The organism is Pseudoalteromonas sp. SWN29, assembly GCF_015864465.1.
Taxonomy (GTDB): Bacteria; Pseudomonadota; Gammaproteobacteria; order Enterobacterales; family Alteromonadaceae; genus Pseudoalteromonas.
The window spans coordinates 20654-38461 of record NZ_JADYXE010000025.1 but is presented as its reverse complement, the minus strand read 5'-3'; the positions used below and the strand labels follow the sequence as shown (position 1 = coordinate 38461).

The following is a 17808-nucleotide window of genomic DNA, read 5'->3' as shown; positions in this document are numbered from 1 at the left end:
AGTTTATAAACAATATTGAAAAATAAAGGTTTCATTATATTTTTCATTCCGTTATAAATACACAGTGGTAGTAAATCACCTTAAACTTACTTTAATTTAACTAAAATGGAATGTGGTTATGTCTTTTAATAATGTAGTAGGCGATTTCTTTCACGGTAAAAAAGTAACGTATAACGAACAGATTTTAGACTATGATCATTTGTCTGGTACAGACAGCTTAATACCTTTTATTTTAACCATGTTGAACTGGTCATTGAAAGACACCGTTCTCGAAAATAAACTTGTAACGTTTGAACTCATTTTACAGGAAGATTCATTATTCGGATTCGAAGCTAAAAATATCATTTTTCATCATCCTAATTGTGTCAACTCATTGTTAACTGGCTTCCCTATGTATAAAGTTATGACGTCATTACAACCGAATGATAGTTTATGCATAACTAAGTTTGTTACTACTCATCGGTATGAAAGTAAACTCGCCGCCGAAGAGGGAGACACTATATCTGTTGAACAGGTGATGAAATGTTTTTTCTCTGAGGAATACGATGGAAAAGCCCCTGTCCCTGCTCTTTATGAAACAATTCGGTTATTTGACAAAGAGACACACACGGCGAGTGCTATTGAAACAATCAAACACACCCCCCCGCCTCCTTTTGATATAAAAAAGCATTACTCTTCACTATCAAAACAGACTAGAGAATTATTTGATGAAATAACCATTGTTTCAACGGCGAACCATCTCTTAAAAAACTCAGATTTGAGTATTTCGAATAATGAATATGCCCGATTAAAGCTAGATAGCGTCTCGCCAGATATCTTTTTTTCAGCCATATTAAGCGTCCCTTTCATGCTCGAAACCTTAGCGGCAGAGCTAAATTGCTTTCATTATCAAGTTATTTTTCCACAGCAAGCTTATGATTACCGTGAGAACATCGAGGATGTAGTCGATGTGCGCACTTTCGATTCTGAAAAGGGCAGTACAACAAACTGGTATGCCGAAGCTAAGCGCCCTGTATTTAACCTTAGATTCAATTCTTCGATTGAATCATCTTTAAATAAAGCGTTTGATGGTAATGCCCTCGATACTAACCTGTTAATTAAATCAATACTTGAGATAGACGATGAGTTTATTAACGAGCTCAAAGCAATTAATAACAGTAAGAATCGCTCAGTAAAATCATTAAAAACATCAAAAAGAATACAAGACGCGTTAAGTGATCGCATCATTGGTCAAAAAAAGGCAATGGAAGGCATCGCTCAAGGATATTTATCATCATGCCTGCATCGTAGTGAAGGTCCTCGAATGATTTATACATTCGCTGGTCCCTCTGGCGTGGGTAAAACATACTCTGCCACTCGTTTTGCTGAATTACTCAATGATGTTGAAAGCTCAGGCTACGGGTTTAATGTATTTAATATGGAACATTTTACCCATGAGCACGATCCAAAAAAATTAGTTGGCGCGGGTAACCAATATACTGATGCTTCGCTTGGGTTACTTACCAATTTAGTGAGGATAAATCCTCGCCAAGTATTACTTTTTGACGAAGTTGAAAAAGCACACCCTAATGTAATTCAATCGTTGTTAACCATTCTAGACTCTGGGTATACAGAAGATGCGACCAGCTTAGAAGAAATTGACTTTACTCAGTCTATTATTATTTTTACGACGAACTTAGGGCAAGAGTTATTCAATAAAAATAACCAACATCATCAAGTAAACGTATTTGATGTACTTCGTACATCTAAGAATGGTCAGACGGGACAAAGTCTAGCGCCTGAATTTGTGAACCGACTATCAAAAGGTTATTCGGCTTTATTTTCTGGTTTAAAAGTAAATCACTTTATTAAGGCTGCCGAAAAAGTATTGATTCATGACACCCTCGGCATGGGTGGCATAACGTTTAAATGGCCAGAGAGTTTTCCACGTTTCTTACTTAAAAGTTTAGCGCCTGAAATTACCATGCGACAAATAGAGCACTCACTCCCTGAAATACAAGCAAACATATTACAAAAATCAATTTCATACTTAGACGAAGAACAAAGTAATATTTTTATTAATGTGAATGTCAGTGATGATTTCGCCCAAGCGAGTCAAAATGTTTTTTTAGTGTTAGATGATGATAAGCGTGTTTATGACGCTATAAACCAATCATTAAGTAGTGAAAGCATCACCCTGTGCGCTAATAAAAACGACATACCCCACCTTCTTGAAAAGCTAAGACCTCAGAGCCTGTTAATTGATGTTGATTCACTGGATGCAAATAGATTTGCTGAACTAGTTGATGAGATGTCTAGTAAAAACCCTGAGCTAATTTTATTTTCTTATCAATTAATAAGTGATTCGAAAAAAAGATACAGTGCTAATCACGAAGAAGTCAGAGAGCACTTTAGTTTAGATGCGGTATCTGTCACACAAGCGTTGGTAGATATGTTTAAACGGATTAATTTCTACATTGATACTGAATATTCGCTAACTCGCATGTGTAATCAAAATCAAATGCTCAAATATAACATCTCTGTTGAGAAGTCGTCAGATGGTATTGAAGTGACCTTTCATGACTTAAATACCCAACAACTTATTTATTCCAATGATCTACGTGAAAGTGATTTTTTCTCTCAATCAGCTCCCACTGACAAACTATCCGATGTAATTGGACTCGAGCGTGCTAAGAATCGCCTTAATGATGTTATTGGATGGTTAAAACAACCATCAAAACTGAATAACTTTGGCATATCAGTACCCGCAGGTTACTTATTTGCAGGTCCCCCTGGGACAGGTAAAACACTTCTAGCAAGGGCTGTCGCCGGTGAATGTGATTTACCTTTTTTCAGTGTATCAGCCGCTGAACTTTCAGCTTCACATCATGGTGGAACAACACAAAATATTAAAAAACTATTCTCCACCGCAAGGAAATATGCACCCGCTATTGTTTTTATTGATGAGATAGATGCTATTGCTGCAGCGAGAACCGCAGGCACTTCAGGAGCCGCTCAAGATGCAAACCAAACAGTCAATGCATTATTAACCGAAATGGATGGTTTTGATGATAAATGCCAAATTTTTGTATTAGCTGCAACAAATCACCCAGAAAAACTCGACCGTGCAATTACCCGCCCTGGGCGGTTTGACGAGACTATATATTGTGATTTACCCAATAAAGAAGCACGTACTCTCTTTTTCACTCAATACGCCTCACAGCATAATTTAAACTGGACTGATGCTGAACTACTTAATCTGGTTGCACTTTCACAAGGGATGTCTCCTGCTGAAATTCAGCAGGTATTAAAAGAAGCGATACAGTTTGCGGTATCAAATGATGTTCAGCTGACTAAAGAGATTATTGAAAAAACAATGATCAGAGTGAGGTATGGCTCCCCTTCTGAACATTTATTTTTAAGCGGAGACGAAAAACGTAAAACAGCCTATCACGAAGCCGGTCATTTAGTAGCGCACCACCTTTTATTCCCTAAACAACATATTGACTTCATTACTATAGAGCCTCGTAATCAAGCCCTTGGATTTGTCGCCACACGACAGCCTGATGAATATGAGAGCTACTCAAAAATTACTATAATGCGCAAACTACAAATGCTCCTTGCCGGAAGAATTGCAGAAAAACTGTGCACAGGCTCTGCAGATGAAATAAGCACGGGTGCAAGTAACGATATTGAAAAAGCCACACAATTAGCGATGCATGCAGTTTATCAAGGGGGAATAGAGCCATCTGTAGGGCCATTAAATGTTGGCCTACTCACACGTTTTGAAGAGAGTGACTTACTTGCGAATGCGCAAAATGCAGTAAAAAGATGGATTGAAACGGCAGAAAAAGAAGTGGAAGTGTTACTTATTAAACACTATTCATTACTCGAAGTCGTTGCTGAAAAGTTGATTGATGAAGAGTCCTTGATGGGCCACCAAATTTTAACACTATTAGGGGATGCGTAATGGCAATGACGCACGATGAGCTTGCTCAATATCTCAACATCTATTACTTATCTTACGTATACTCAGTGGAAGACGATGTATTCATAAGTCCTGAAAAAAGTAATGTATATACGATAAGCATATACCTAGAGAAAGGCGGCACAATTTTACATGTCGTCGCGGATTATAAATGTGACTTTTTTGAATATACGGGTGTTACTTACCAAGAGCCCGACATCGTCACCCTATTAAAGTATATGTTACAAGAAAATGAGACCTATTCTTCAGGGTATTGGTGTTTAACTAAAGAGCATTCGCGCATCCAATTTCGTCAAACTTTATATTTAGGTGACACTAAAATGACGAGTATTACGCCAATCATAGACATGATAGCCTTTATATCCAGTGAAGAGCAGCGTGACAGGCTTCATAAAATTTGGTTACTGCTTAACCCTGATAATGGCAAGGTTGATGATACTAAAAGTTTTTTCGCTAGTGCAATAAAGGCGCAAAAACAATATTCTCAAGAGACAGTAGATATGCTTGATTATCTCATTGGCGATCTCGAGTAAGCTCTCCCCGTGACATCACTTCCTTCTATTCACGGGGATTAGGTTAGCCATTCAAGAATGAGTAAAGTAAGTTTATAGGGTACTGCCGACCAACTTCTAAAATCCCATATGGATTTGATTAACCTTCAATAAAGCTGGTAAAGCTTGTCCCACGTGTAATAGCGACATAACCATCTAAATCAGAAAACTCAGCTTCTATTGTAAAGTTAGACGCTATATTTATTTGATATTCAGTCATGCGGACAGCACGAAAAAAAACGTTCTTGCATGCTTCACCTAGTGTTTTAGCATTATTGCCAACTACAGCCGAATATTGCTCTTGACCATTAAAACCCACCCCTCGGCATTGTAGATTGTAGTGGCATAGTTAATTTGGCCACCCATTAAAAAGGTGCTAGAGCCTTGTGGATTTGTTGTGATATTGAAAGTTGTGGCTAAGGTTATTTCTTAAATTAACGACATTTATATATACTCAAGTTGATGTAGTCTTTGGACATCCTCAGCAACTTAAAACCCTGTACAACCAAGTATCTTCACGTATCATTTTAAGGCTCGGAAATAGAAGGATTCAGCTTGTTTAAACTTCCCACTACTACTATTGCACTTATTATCATTTGCAGCGGATCTATTATAGGACCGCTTGGTATGGCAGGCGTTAATATCGCTATTCCAAATCTTGCCGAAGATTTACACGCTAATGCCAAAATGATCGCGTGGATGCCTACATTGTATTTACTCAGCAGCGTAATGTTTATGCTTCCGTGCGGGAAAATGGCAGACAATTATGGCCGTAAACGTGTGTATGCTTTTGGTTTAGGTTTAAATGCAGTGGCCTCGCTGATGTGTGCGTTAGCGACCTCTATTGAATGGGTCCTTTTTTGGCGTTTTATACAAGGGGCTGCTGGTGCCATGATTTTTGGTATTGGTGTTGCCATCATTACTTCTGTCACGCCTGATAATAAGCGCGGGATGGCACTCGGGACCTCTGCGGCGTGTGTGTACATAGGGCTGAGCGCTGCACCTGCGGTCGGTGGCTGGCTGACTGAAATGTGGGGATGGCGGGCCGTGTTTTACTCACAAATCCCTCTTGTGCTTTTGCTACTAGCTGCCATCAAACTGTTTTTACATGGAGAGTGGAAAAACGATAAAAAATCGCCGTTTGACTGGTGGGGCACGATTATTTTCTCGCTCTTTGCACTGTTCTTAGTATTAGGGTTAAGTGATTTGCCTGATATAGCTGGGTGGCTTTTAACAGTACTTTCAATCACCTGTTTAATGCTATTTATTGTTCACCAAAGTCGCAGTCGGCGCCCCTTAATTAGGGTACAAATGTTTTTAGAAAGTCGTGTGTTCAGCTTATCGTTGACGACTTCATTTCTAATGTATGCTAGTAATTTTTCACTCGCCTTTTTGTTAAGTTTGTATTTGCAATATATCAAAGGATTAAGCCCCGCTCATGCTGGCCAAATAATATTACTCCAAGCGGTTTCAATGGCTATCATGGCACCACTGGCAGGTAGACTTGCCGATAGAGTACAGCCACGCTTACTTGCCACATTAGGATGTATAATTGTTCTCGTTGGCTTTTTTCTGCTATCCCGGTTATCCATTAGTTCAAGCACAGTTTACATTAGCGGCTCGTTGTTATTATTAGGGGTTGGGTTTGGCTTATTTTCGACCCCAAACAATAATGCCATTATGGGTGCTATAGATAAAAGTGAGCTAGGCGTCGCATCTTCCTCAATGAACTTATCGCGCACTATTGGTAATTTATTTGGTATGAGCATAATCAACTTAATTGTGCATTATTACCTTGGTGACAGCACCTTTTCAGCACAAAATGGCCACGCATTAATGAGTACGATTTCATTGGCGTTTACAGTGTCACTAGGGTTTGTAATTCTTGCCAGTTGTATTTCTGCGCTGCGAGGACGAGCTTAAAAGGATAGATTAATTATTTACTGCGTATCTACCTTAAAATACAAGGCAAGAACATGAAAAAAGTCTATTAGTTCAATACCTTTTCAAGGTAGGCTGTACTACGCATAGCTTTTTAATGCTCTTGCCCTGAGTTCTAAAGAATCATTATCAGAAGATTACAGATGGACATTAAATAATTTTGAAAACATTTCAAAAAACAAAAGAATATAAAAACTGGTATACATTTAATGAAATATTTTCTTGACAAATAAGTTGCACTTGAATACTCCACTTTAAATAAAAACTGTTCAAGCTACAAAGAAAAGTTGAAGTTATTTTCGAATAAAAATTTAATTCATTCAAAAGTACAATCAATTATGATATCAAACATATTAATTAATTAAAGAGTATTACATTTGTAATAACACATTAAAAATTAAATTTATACCAATCAAAATTTAACTATAATATTATATCTAAAAGCGATGAAAACCATATAAAGGAATGGTATCTCCCTTGAAGATCTTTATGTTTTTTAATAAAAACAATTATCAATTAAACATTTTTTAAAATAAAAATAAATTCAAAATAAATCTTTACTAGGAGCTACAATGAAAGAAGAAAAAATTACTGAAGAACAGGATTTTTCAGAAGACACCTATTCCAAATGGTATATATTTTTTACTATACCTATACTTTCTTCTTTGTATTTTTTTTGGTTTGTTATGAAACTTTTAATGTCTTTTATTTTTTCTCTTGGGGAGGAAGATAGAAGAGATAAAACATATGTTAAGTATTCTGAAAATGGCATACATAAAACAGGACTTTCAAGTACATATAAATTAGGTAATTTGATACGTATTCTTATAGCAGGAGCGGGTATATATTTTATATATAAAGGTATAGAAGCCTGTATTAAGGTATTTCATGCTAGTTTAGAAACAGGTGTTATTTTTCTTCTACCACTTTGTATTGCTGGCACAGCATCATTATTATTTAGTGAAAGCTTTAAAAAACATTTAAACAATAACAAATCATCACTGCCATTTGTTATTGTATCATTTGTTGGTTTAGCCATTTCTATAGCTATAACGGTATATTTATACAAAATTGATTTTTTAGAAATGGGAGACAGTAAAAATATTAAAGATGGTATTTTTTCATTGTTTTTTGTTCCTTTATTTATCTTTTCTGGTTACATATTACCTATAATGGTTTCTTTAACATCTATTTTTTTAACATTAAAAGATAAAAATAGTTATTCTATATTTGCTGTTATTTTTGCTTTTTTATTAGGTTCTATTCCTCCTTATATGCAATATCAAGAAGTTCAAAAAAATATTGAACAGAAAAAAGAGGATATTAGAAAAGAAAAAGAAGAAATTATACAAAATAAAAAAAGAAATAAATTAAGAGAAGAACGGTATAAAGAGATGAGTATGAACGAAAAAGGTTTTACTTATTATTCTCCAGAAATAATTTCAGCTCGTTATGACCCAAAAAAAAAGAAAGAAGAAGATGATAAAAGATTAACTGGCACTGGGAAAGGTAGTTTACTTATACTGCCTAGTTATAAATTCAGAGTAAAGATTAGTGTTGAGGGTTTCAAAAATTATACTTATGGTATGGAAGTGCCAGTAGGGAAGTATAAAATAACATTAGAGCATGAAAAATATAGAAAACATAAGGAAATATACGAAGTAAAAGAAGGTGGTAATATCATTTATATAAAAATGATATGATAATTCCTTAAAAATATATGACCTAAGTTTTAATAATATTAGGTCATTTTTAATATAGAAAAAGGGATTTATAGATCACGAACTTTACCTTGACTTAAAAGTATGACCTCATATTCTGTAAAATGTGCTTTTTTATAATTTTAACTTGTGTTTACAATAAGAGAAAATTCTACGTTTGGCTTCTATTATTTTTCAGGGGGATTACCGTAGCAAGTTTATAAAAATATGGTTCACTCTATAACTCATACAAGTACTGAATTAATTATTTAAACGCTATAACTGAGCCTGTCCGATTAGGCGTAAGTGCGGTATATGTGGTGCTGTACCACATTTCAAATTTCTCATCTTCACTTACTAAAGCTAGCGTTTCCACATATTCATTAGGATAATTGCTATAAGTTGTTAAGTCCTCTTTAGTTTCATTATAAGGCTTATTTATTAAATCAGCGATTTCTTTGCCATGAGAGCGAAAGAGTGCTGGTACAGCGAGAGATGTAGTAAAAAATAAATTATCTGAAACGCATTTCATCCCTGAAGTGAATGAAATTGCATGCTCATGTAGCACCTCTATTTCCTTACCTTTAAAAGGTACGATAAATTGAGTTTTAATGACAATCGCTGTATCTTTATCAACGAATCGACCTACATCAACGCAGACCGGTGTCGAATCCACAGCAGAAAACATTAGTAAATTATCAACTCCCTCAATATACCCCTGGCTATAATTATATTTATTTAAGTCAACCTCTTCTATAAAACTAGCGTGTTCTATCCAAAGTCCCATTAGCTTGACTGTTTTATCTTGCTTAAAATTATGGGTATCTGATGGTAAGTAAATTGCAGGTTCTAATACAAGGACCTTTAAGCCAGCCATATTATTTCCTTTTATTTTAGTTTCAATATAAGAAAATATAGTCAATATTTCAGGTTATTCCATACGGGATTTAATTTAATGCTCTATTTAACATAACGATAGCTAGTATAAATAGAGGTTTACACTAGTGATATTTCTATGCATTAACGTTATTACCCGCTTACTTCTATCTACAAACAAAAAATGCCTTGCTGTTTTAACACAGCAAGGCATTTTAATTACAATTCGAATAGCGACTTATTACTGTACTGTCAGACCTTGTTTTTTAAACTCGATTGCTTTTTCTAATGTGAAATTTTTACTTATCCACTTTGATGCATTTCGAGGCGTAAAACCGGCCATTTTCCAATCAACTATTGTCTGTGGTGATTTGATCCCAGCTTGTACCCACTCTTTAGTATCTGTTGGTGTAAAGCCATTGCTTCGCAAAATTCTAGCATCATAAGCCTGGACGCCAATCCCCTGCCAAGCACTCGCTTCTTGATAAGGCATGCCATCCCATGGACTTGAAGATGCACAACCCGCTAAAGTTAAAACACCCGCAATGATTGATCCTGCAATTATTTTTTTCATTGATACTTCCCTAATTTATTTAGCTTATAAATTTAACGCTGGAATAAGGCACATGATGCCTAAAATAATCAATATTAGATCTAAGGAAGTAATGGACAAGTTGAATAATCAATTAAGCTATACATTTTGCCACTACACTAGTTGTGGTCAAACATCCAACTTCCCTTTGAACTCATATGATTTTTAGTAATTCCCGACTATCATAAAACAAAATACATTTCATATCATCTGTCTGTTTGAATTTTAATACCGGTAGCTAGGCAAATGAATTGACACTAGATGATTGTCAATTTAGCTTATTAAGCTTAATAGGATCCTGCTAAAAATGACTACCCTCCCCTAATATGTCGAGTAAACATTAACTATAGGGATATATTAGCGCTATTTGTCACGCAAATTGCGAATCTAGATGTGCCATTATTTAATATAATATTTCGCAACACCTACCCTGCATACAATTAGTCTTTTTACACTTTAATTAAGCACAAAAGCAAAATACATATCACTGCGTAAATCTACTTTTAAAAATCAAATTTAAAACGTCTACCCACAACATTGTTAACCTGATCAATTCTTAAATTGCAAAACATAGAATCTAGCGTTAATTGACGTGTCTTTTACAGCTGAGTCACTTTGAAAAAGTACCCTTCTTTTTAACGTTATTCATCATTTATCCTTTTTATCATAAATGTGGTGCGCACTAGAAAAAGATGTATTTTTACATTTTAATAACAAAAAAAGTGGTAAGTGGACAAAAAATGTCGATTTTAGCGTTTTTTTTTGACAGTGCCCCCTCAATTATCGTGATTTAATAACTAAAAGAGCAATTCCATTAGATGATAGAAAAATTTATTTATCATCTTAAAGTTATATTTTTAGGAAATTACGATTATGCAAAAGACAAAAAAGTTGCCGTTAAACTCACTTCAATTGCAACAACACCCAACAATGACGACTTTGCACTCAGACGATGAGTTAATGCAGTCAGAACTTTCAAATATGCAGCGTCTTCCATTAGCCATTTTTTTGAAGCATCCGCTTGATTTCCTGCGAAGAAATAAAGTGAGCATCAAGGTGATGTTAATTAGATTTGAAAAACAGGAATTGGCGTTTAATTTCGAAATAAACAGCAAAAAAGTGGTAAGTGGACAAAAAATGTCGATTTTAGCGTTTTTTTTTGACAGTGACCCCTTAATTCCCGTGATTTAATAAACAAAAGAGCAATTCCATTTGATGATAGAAAAATTTATTTATCATCTTAAAGTTATATTTTTAGGAAATTACGATTATGCAAAAGACAAAAAAGTTGCCGTTAAACTCACTTCAATTGCAACAACATTCAACGCTGATGACTTTACACTCAGATGATAAGTTTACGCAGTCAAAACTTCCAAACATTCAGTTTCTCTCAATTGAGCAACTTCAATGTTTGCTTGATTTTTGTCCCATCCCCGTACTTAAAACGGAAGACGAAGGGCTGTATATTTTATTAGCTGCTATGCCTCTAATTGAAATTATTCGCAGTCATGACGCATCACTTAAGCTAAATACATCACTCATTATTTATGATGAAGCTGAGCCAGTAATTTCTACCCTTGCGTTAATAAAGCCAGCACTACTTGCACCCGAATTCAGATCTTTACCGCAGCAATTACATATTAGGCAATGCAAAACTACATCTGTATTTACACCATGAAAAAGGTACAAATAAACACATACTCATATTAATGGACAAACGTAAGCTTTTTTCAAGAAAGGGTTGTTAAGTGAATCTTCAATGAGAGTAAAACGAAGCAGCAACCTAACACAGGTTGTTAGTTTAATGAATTTAGGAGAGTAATTATGAAATACAAACAGAAATCGATTCCACTTATAAAGGCTAAATTAAAACCTCATCCACTACTAATTGAATCAACCAAAAATGATGTGATACAGCTAAGAGCGAATCAAAGTATCGGTGGCTTACCTATAGAAATAGTACAGTCATTATTAGACTTGCACCCATTAGCTGTGATTATTGATACTGACGATAATAGCTATTTAACACTTACAACAAGCAGCATACTTGAACGCTTTAAAGCACATCCATTAAAAGCAAAATTAAGCTTAAGACTACTTATTTACCCGCGAGAAGTTATCGAGCAAGTTCTTCTAACAACCCTACTATTTGACGGTGCATTGACGCTTTTTTCAAAAACTAATTTAGGTACGAATATTAAACACCGTCTTAATTGCATTAAAGAGCAAGGAATAGCGACACCTAAACAATATGTATTGGCAAATATAGCTAATACATCTCCCTCTACTTTTCGGTAATGGAGTGCTAAACATGGGCATATCAGAGCATATTGCGAGAAGTAACCGTTTGAGTAATGCCGGTGGTCGCTACCCTAATGCATTAGCGCACGGCACAACATTAGCTATTATGTTAATAAAGCTTGCTAGAGTTGATGCTAAAGCACGCCCTGCTATGACTGTAGTAGCACTATTCATGTGGTTAATAGGAGGCTGGAAGCACATTAGTTCGGCAAGTGATATTCCTGATTTTATAAAAATATCTGCCACGAAACCTTGTAAAAAACACACTTTTCGCACTTTTTATGATGGCACAGTATCATGGGCTGAGTATGCGAGACCCTGTAAATACAAAAACCGTATTGTGTATTTATGGCAACCTATGCCGACCTATTTAAATGCATTTTTTCAAAAATTTATTAGCGATCAAACTTACGGTACGCCTTTTTTAAATCTCAAAAATAAAGCACATTTATTCGAGCTAATGAAGGTAGCATGGAAAACACCGAATACATTAAAAAATAACCCTCGCGTTAACAAAAATACCTTCCAGCATTATTTTATTAATTGTGCTCAGGCGGATAACACTCTAGGTGCAATTGTTCGATCGCAGCTAATAACTGATGATAGAGCACATCATTCTAGCGCGATATATTACCAACAGTTAAATACTGATCGTATCCGCAGCAAAATATTTGATGCGCATAACCGCTACTTATCACGCCTTATTAACGCAGCAAGAAAGGCTGAACTCCACGTATATTTTGAGCTCTTTCTAAAAAAGTATTCTGCAAACCTTATTAAGGCGTCAATAAGAAAGGCCGGCTATTTATTGCAATCTGATGGGATAAGTCAGTTTGAACTCGATACCACACAAAACAGTAGTGATAAAAAGCGCATTCCAGCTATTTTAATAGGCAGTGTTCGGTCACTTGAAGATAACCACGTCAGTCACTTTTTCCAAAAGGTATATACGTTAGTTGTAAATGCTAAAGAAAAAGTCTTGGTTAAAGGCTCTCATTCAAAAGCATATTTAGCAAATCAATCGGCGCTGCGAGATTACTATAATAAAGCAACCTATCGAATTGCATTGTTGTTTATTGTTCTTACTGGCGCAAGGCCTACACATAGCATCAGTATTTTATCGATTTATTACTCAGGTTCTGGTGTTGTATTTATCAAAGATAAAGGTGTTCTTAGGCAACTCATACTCTGTGATTATTTGCAGCAAGAAATTGAACAGTACTTATCCTTACAATCAGTTATTCGTACACAGCTCAGCATACATACTGAATTAGATGAGCTTTGGTATACGTGTAGTGAGAAAAACATCCCGAAAGCCCTAACAAGTCGCGAACTTCGTTTATTCATGCATCAAATTTGGCCCAATGTAGTGCCTTATCAATTGCGCCACTTTTTTAGTCACTGTGCTAATAGCCATATGTTTTCAGACAAGCTATATGACAACGATATTGATCGGCTGATGGGGCATGAAAATCTGGGAGAGCGCCTCGGAAGCGATATGTTGTTTCCAGCTCGATTCGAAGGAATCAAAAGCTTTTTAAATACACTACCGAAGCGTTTAGGACTGAAGGATTTAACTTATGTCTGAAAAATTTATACATCAGCATGCAAAAAAAGTCGCTGATTATTTACTCCAATCTTGGCCATTAAAGACAACAGAAGATGACATCTTTTGGGTATTAACGCATTGGCAAATAACAGAAAAGAAAACGCGTATTATCGATAATACCGATCTAAGGAAGATTACTAAGCAGATCAATGCTATTCCGACCGGGAAGCAACGAGCATATAAGCAGGCGCTTGATGGGATTCTTTTTTATTTGGGAGAAGCGTGTCATTGGCAATTACCAGAACTTATAAAAAACACAATCAGTGACACCAACCATCAATATTTTGAAGAGCTTGCAAAAGGTGCAGCGCATGCACATAAAATTTTTGCATGCTACCAACAACAAAAAACGTATTTTTTTGATACAAGGGAGCCATTAACACCGTGCTTTATGGCATTAATAATAGGGTTTGAGGTAGCCCCTTTATCGCTTGAGCATATCAGCGCTATTTTAAATAATCGGAATTCGATCATAGATAAAGAAAGTAATCCACGCCTTGCTATTAGTCACATGGGGTATGGAGCTGATGAATTAAGAGAAACTCATTATTATTTATCAATCGAAAGCTATCGTTTCTTAGAGGATTATTATAAGCAATCACCTCCAAGAATAAGCACAAAGAGTTTGTATGCAGACTTATCAAGTTGGTTAGAAAAAAATGGAGTACCTGCTTGTAGTAGAAAGCAAATATGGCCGAAACGATTTCAAATCCATTGGTACCTTCGCTTTCAGCTACCGCCTATCTTCATTAAGGATTTGGCTAACCCCGAGCGGCATGTTGGCATGTCAAAACCCATTACCCTACCAAAAATAAAAGAGGCCGGGATTTATACTATCGATTGGGATACCAAGTGGTTTGATTCATTAACTAAATTACAAAAAACAGTGCGTTGGCCTCATGAAGGCTTGCTCAAACACTCAGAAGATTTCAGCTCTGTCGAAACACCGCTGTGGGATGCCAATAATATTCTACCGCGCTTGTTATTTGATTACACAAAACAACTGCTTGTGTATGGGGGAGTAAAAAAAGCGAACCTTGTACTAGGATCTGTTAAAAACTATACCTCACTTAAAAGTAAACTTGAGCCCTACCCTCTGTGTTACGCAGAGGCTATTAGCGAAGAGGCTATTAATGGGTGGGCCCAAACTGTCTATGATTCGATAGACTCCGATATAGTAAAAGGCACCTTTTATAACTTTTTACGCTTTTTAAGCTACCAAGAACAAACAGATACACTCGATTTATCTAGCTTTAGCTCGCCGCTGGTAGCATCATCGGTGAGCCCTGGTCGATTAACTGTTGACGAATTTGACCGTCTACTTGAAGTGCTTTTATCTAGCAAAACTAACAACCCTTTTCGTAGTTTATTTAGTGCGATTGCAGCGTTATTAGGGTTTTACGCTATGCTGCGCCGTGGTGAAGTTCTAAGGTTACGCCGTGAAGATATTCTATTTAAGCGAAGTAATGGCCTTATAACGATCACAGTAACTAATACACCAGAAGGCAACACCAAAAGCAACACCACTCGTATGGTGAACACCACACTTCCTGTGCAGTACCGCCAGTTATTTATATATCTATTTGAAATAAAAGATAAAATACCTCGCGACCAACCTTTATTGGGGTTTGAAGGTGAAAAGTATCATTCACGGCAGCTTTATTATTTATTACCGGTGTCACGTGCTTTAAGGTGTTTATTTGGTAAGCATCTTAATTTTCATCACCTTCGCCACAGTGGTGTACATCTATTTATGCTGCAAACACTGCATTTCGTGAGCGTTACACCAAATGAACACCGAGGAAAAACCCCATTAGAGCAAGAAGTGCTTTCAAACGACTCGGTGACTACTCGTTTCGATTATTGGTTTGAAGGCAGAGCTGTTAACGAAGTGAATGATGCTGCTTTTTTAGATGAAATGGGTTTGCAAATTGGTCACCTCTACTATGACACAACAAGGTGGTCGTATTTACATGATATTGAATGGCTACTTCCTATCATTAGTCGTGCCCATGCACCGTATGTTCTGCATGAACATACGCACAGTGAGCTGCGCTATTTATTAGGACTAAGCCCTAAATCTAACGATCTATCTAGAATACTACTCAGGCTTAGCCCTGAATACGCCAATAAAACACTGGGAAAAAAACGCAGTCAACCAGTAAAACTGAGCGATAACCAGCTCAGAGAGGTCATACTTGGCAAAAAGAATGAAGCGGAAAAAACGAGTACAACTGTTGACCTTGCCTCAATGTGGAAAAAATCAATTCATAGTAGCGAAGACTCGTTACTGGGTTTTATTTTTAAAGCCATGTTTGAACATAAAACACTCGACTTAAGTGCGCTGAGCTTTATATGGGGTAATGGCAGTATGCATCATATTCAGCCAGTCCATAAAAAACAGCGAACGGCTCTAAAAAATTTACCCCCCATCGTACTTTCTGATGATGATCAGTCGTTACAAATCTCGCTTGCCTGCAACAGCAAAAATGCACGTGCGTTTAGTACTGTGTTTAGGCATGAAGATTGGGGGTGGTTGAGTATTACCTTTACCCTTTCTGTTAATCAGAAAATCAACGACGAACGGCAAGTAATGTTACTTAAAACATTATTTTCTAAAAAAGATGAAGCCATTCAAATTGCTAAACATGCTAAAGGAGAATCACTATTAACGATTAATTTAACACCAAAAACAACACTATCATCTAAAACACTCAAATTCGCAAAAGAATTTATTCAATTATTTCAATGCAATAAGGTAAAATCATGAAAATTAATATTTCTAGTAACAAAACAGCACCGCTTAAGAGCATAACTGAGAATATTGATACCCGCTATGCAGATAGCCTAGTAACCGTATTAATAAGTAAAAAAGAAGGCTCCATGACATTCATAGCTGGTAAACCTCCTTTATGTTCATATTGTACATTTATACTTGATACGTCCTCTACACATTTAAAAGACGCTCAGTTTTCAATTGACGGCAGTTTTGTAAAGCAGCTGCCATACTATTTTAATGTAGATGAAGACATTGAATTAAATGTTCATACTTTGTCTTCAAGTGTAACCTCAATTGAATTAATTCATAAAGACATGAAAAGCAACGAAAATGCATTGCGTCGATGTGAGTGTGTCGATGTATATGAAGAGCATTTAACTTACCTTAAAGAAAGTTCACAACGCCTAACTTATCCCGTTCCTAAAGCCTCTTTAGAGCGCGTGATATACGAGTCATCTGAACGAATGCCTTTTGAATTTTTAGAAATGAACGTAGATAAACAGCATTGTCGAATACAGCGAGATGGCGATGTTGAAGAAGTGCACTTACCTGACAACCTAGAATTACCCGCTTCTATAGTTTTAACAGAGGAAATTAACCGTAAGCTTAATTATTTATGTAAGAATACCGAGAGCGATGTAATCGAATTCGTCCAGCAGGGTGAATTACTCACTTTTAAAACGCCTGAAACCACACTCACTTATTCATTGGCCGGCGTTGAAGAATTTTTTTCAAAGAAGCCGCTTAAATTTACTCACGAAAAACATGTTGTAGTAAATTTCTATGAACTTAAAGGGGAAGTTAGTCACTGCTCAGCTGAGTATAAAACCATTAAAAAGGCCGATAATGCATTCTTATACTTAAGCGGTAATGAAGCCGTTATTGCATTTATTACACCCCCTTATGAATTTGTACACCCAATCACGGTAACTGAAACGTGTAGCGAAACAAAAAATAGTGAGTCATTATATCGCTTTTCACTAAAAGCACTATTGGGCATTAACATTAGCGACTTAACCCAAGCGGCCAGTACGCGCCTCGACATTCTTAAGTACGAAAACGGCGAACGTAAATTAGGTGTGTATTTTTCACTTGAGAACACACTACCACATCGCACTATTTCGATTGAGAAAGATGAGAGCCAGCTTCCTAAAGTTGTAGCGTTACTTGAAGAGTTAAATCAAAGTCAAGCTGATACAAATACACTGAACAAAAAGCAGGAAGTACAAAAAGATTTATTTGGGTATATTATGGGTAAAGAGGAAGAGTATTAATCCTGAAAAATAATGGACAAATAAACAGCTCTTGTTATATTTATGAGTAATTATTTTGATAGTGGCGCGTTTTAATACTTAGTATATAGTATTAGCACAATTGAAAATAAAATAAGCAGTTGGGGTAAAGAGGGTGCAACCTCCCTACCCCGTATCGGCTGCGACGCTTTTAACCGAACCCAGCCGATGGCTTAATTCTAACGAATTCCATTGGTGAG

General features: G+C 36.1%; 13 protein-coding genes. 10 read left to right on the top strand and 3 right to left on the bottom strand.

Annotated elements, in window-relative coordinates; all coding sequences use genetic code 11:
• The first annotated feature begins 118 nt into the window (after positions 1-118).
• Both I6F53_RS11160 and I6F53_RS11155 read left to right on the top strand, forming a co-directional pair.
• Complete coding sequence (locus I6F53_RS11160; protein ID WP_197239600.1) at positions 119-3949, top strand: AAA family ATPase; 3831 nt, start codon at positions 119-121, stop codon at positions 3947-3949.
• Entirely contained in the window at positions 3949-4500 is a 552-nt protein-coding gene (locus tag I6F53_RS11155; RefSeq protein ID WP_197239599.1) for a hypothetical protein, read from the top strand. The genes I6F53_RS11160 and I6F53_RS11155 overlap by 1 nt, the downstream gene beginning before the upstream one ends.
• A gap of 118 nt (positions 4501-4618) precedes the next feature.
• On the opposite strand, the gene I6F53_RS11150 is transcribed toward I6F53_RS11155, so the two are convergent.
• Complete coding sequence (locus I6F53_RS11150; protein WP_166421172.1) at positions 4619-4837, bottom strand: hypothetical protein; 219 nt, start codon at positions 4835-4837, stop codon at positions 4619-4621.
• A 236-nt stretch (positions 4838-5073) separates the two neighbouring features.
• Between I6F53_RS11150 and I6F53_RS11145 the strand changes: the two genes are divergently transcribed.
• Positions 5074-6441, top strand: a complete 1368-nt coding sequence (locus I6F53_RS11145) for an MFS transporter (protein WP_166421173.1) — start codon at positions 5074-5076, stop codon at positions 6439-6441.
• Between the two features lie 590 nt (positions 6442-7031).
• On the top strand, positions 7032-8162 hold the full coding sequence (locus I6F53_RS11140) for a hypothetical protein (protein ID WP_197239597.1): 1131 nt from the start codon (positions 7032-7034) through the stop codon (positions 8160-8162).
• A gap of 262 nt (positions 8163-8424) precedes the next feature.
• Here the strand turns inward: I6F53_RS11140 and I6F53_RS11135 are convergent, their stop codons facing one another.
• Both I6F53_RS11135 and I6F53_RS11130 read right to left on the bottom strand, forming a co-directional pair.
• Positions 8425-9036 (bottom strand): hypothetical protein, encoded by a 612-nt coding sequence (locus I6F53_RS11135; RefSeq protein ID WP_197239596.1) that lies wholly within the window; start codon positions 9034-9036, stop codon positions 8425-8427.
• A gap of 240 nt (positions 9037-9276) precedes the next feature.
• Positions 9277-9609: a hypothetical protein gene (locus I6F53_RS11130; RefSeq protein WP_165725293.1), complete on the bottom strand. Its 333-nt coding sequence runs from the start codon at positions 9607-9609 to the stop codon at positions 9277-9279.
• Between the two features lie 891 nt (positions 9610-10500).
• On the opposite strand from I6F53_RS11130, the gene I6F53_RS11125 reads away from it, so the two are divergent.
• From I6F53_RS11125 to I6F53_RS11100, 6 genes are all read left to right on the top strand, one after another.
• The gene (locus I6F53_RS11125; protein ID WP_197239594.1) at positions 10501-10818 is read left to right on the top strand and encodes a hypothetical protein; all 318 of its coding nucleotides are present in this window, start codon (positions 10501-10503) and stop codon (positions 10816-10818) included.
• Between the two features lie 79 nt (positions 10819-10897).
• On the top strand, positions 10898-11305 hold the full coding sequence (locus tag I6F53_RS11120; protein WP_197239593.1) for a hypothetical protein: 408 nt from the start codon (positions 10898-10900) through the stop codon (positions 11303-11305).
• 146 nt (positions 11306-11451) lie between these two features.
• Positions 11452-11925, top strand: a complete 474-nt coding sequence (locus I6F53_RS11115) for a hypothetical protein (RefSeq protein WP_197239592.1) — start codon at positions 11452-11454, stop codon at positions 11923-11925.
• A 13-nt stretch (positions 11926-11938) separates the two neighbouring features.
• The gene (locus tag I6F53_RS11110; protein WP_197239591.1) at positions 11939-13516 is read left to right on the top strand and encodes a hypothetical protein; all 1578 of its coding nucleotides are present in this window, start codon (positions 11939-11941) and stop codon (positions 13514-13516) included.
• Positions 13509-16307 carry a site-specific integrase gene (locus I6F53_RS11105; RefSeq protein WP_197239590.1) on the top strand — a complete coding sequence of 933 codons (2799 nt, stop codon included), beginning with the start codon at positions 13509-13511 and terminating at the stop codon, positions 16305-16307. The genes I6F53_RS11110 and I6F53_RS11105 overlap by 8 nt, the downstream gene beginning before the upstream one ends.
• Complete coding sequence (locus tag I6F53_RS11100; protein ID WP_197239589.1) at positions 16304-17590, top strand: hypothetical protein; 1287 nt, start codon at positions 16304-16306, stop codon at positions 17588-17590. Before I6F53_RS11105 ends, I6F53_RS11100 begins: the two co-directional genes overlap by 4 nt.
• Positions 17591-17808 lie beyond the last annotated feature (218 nt).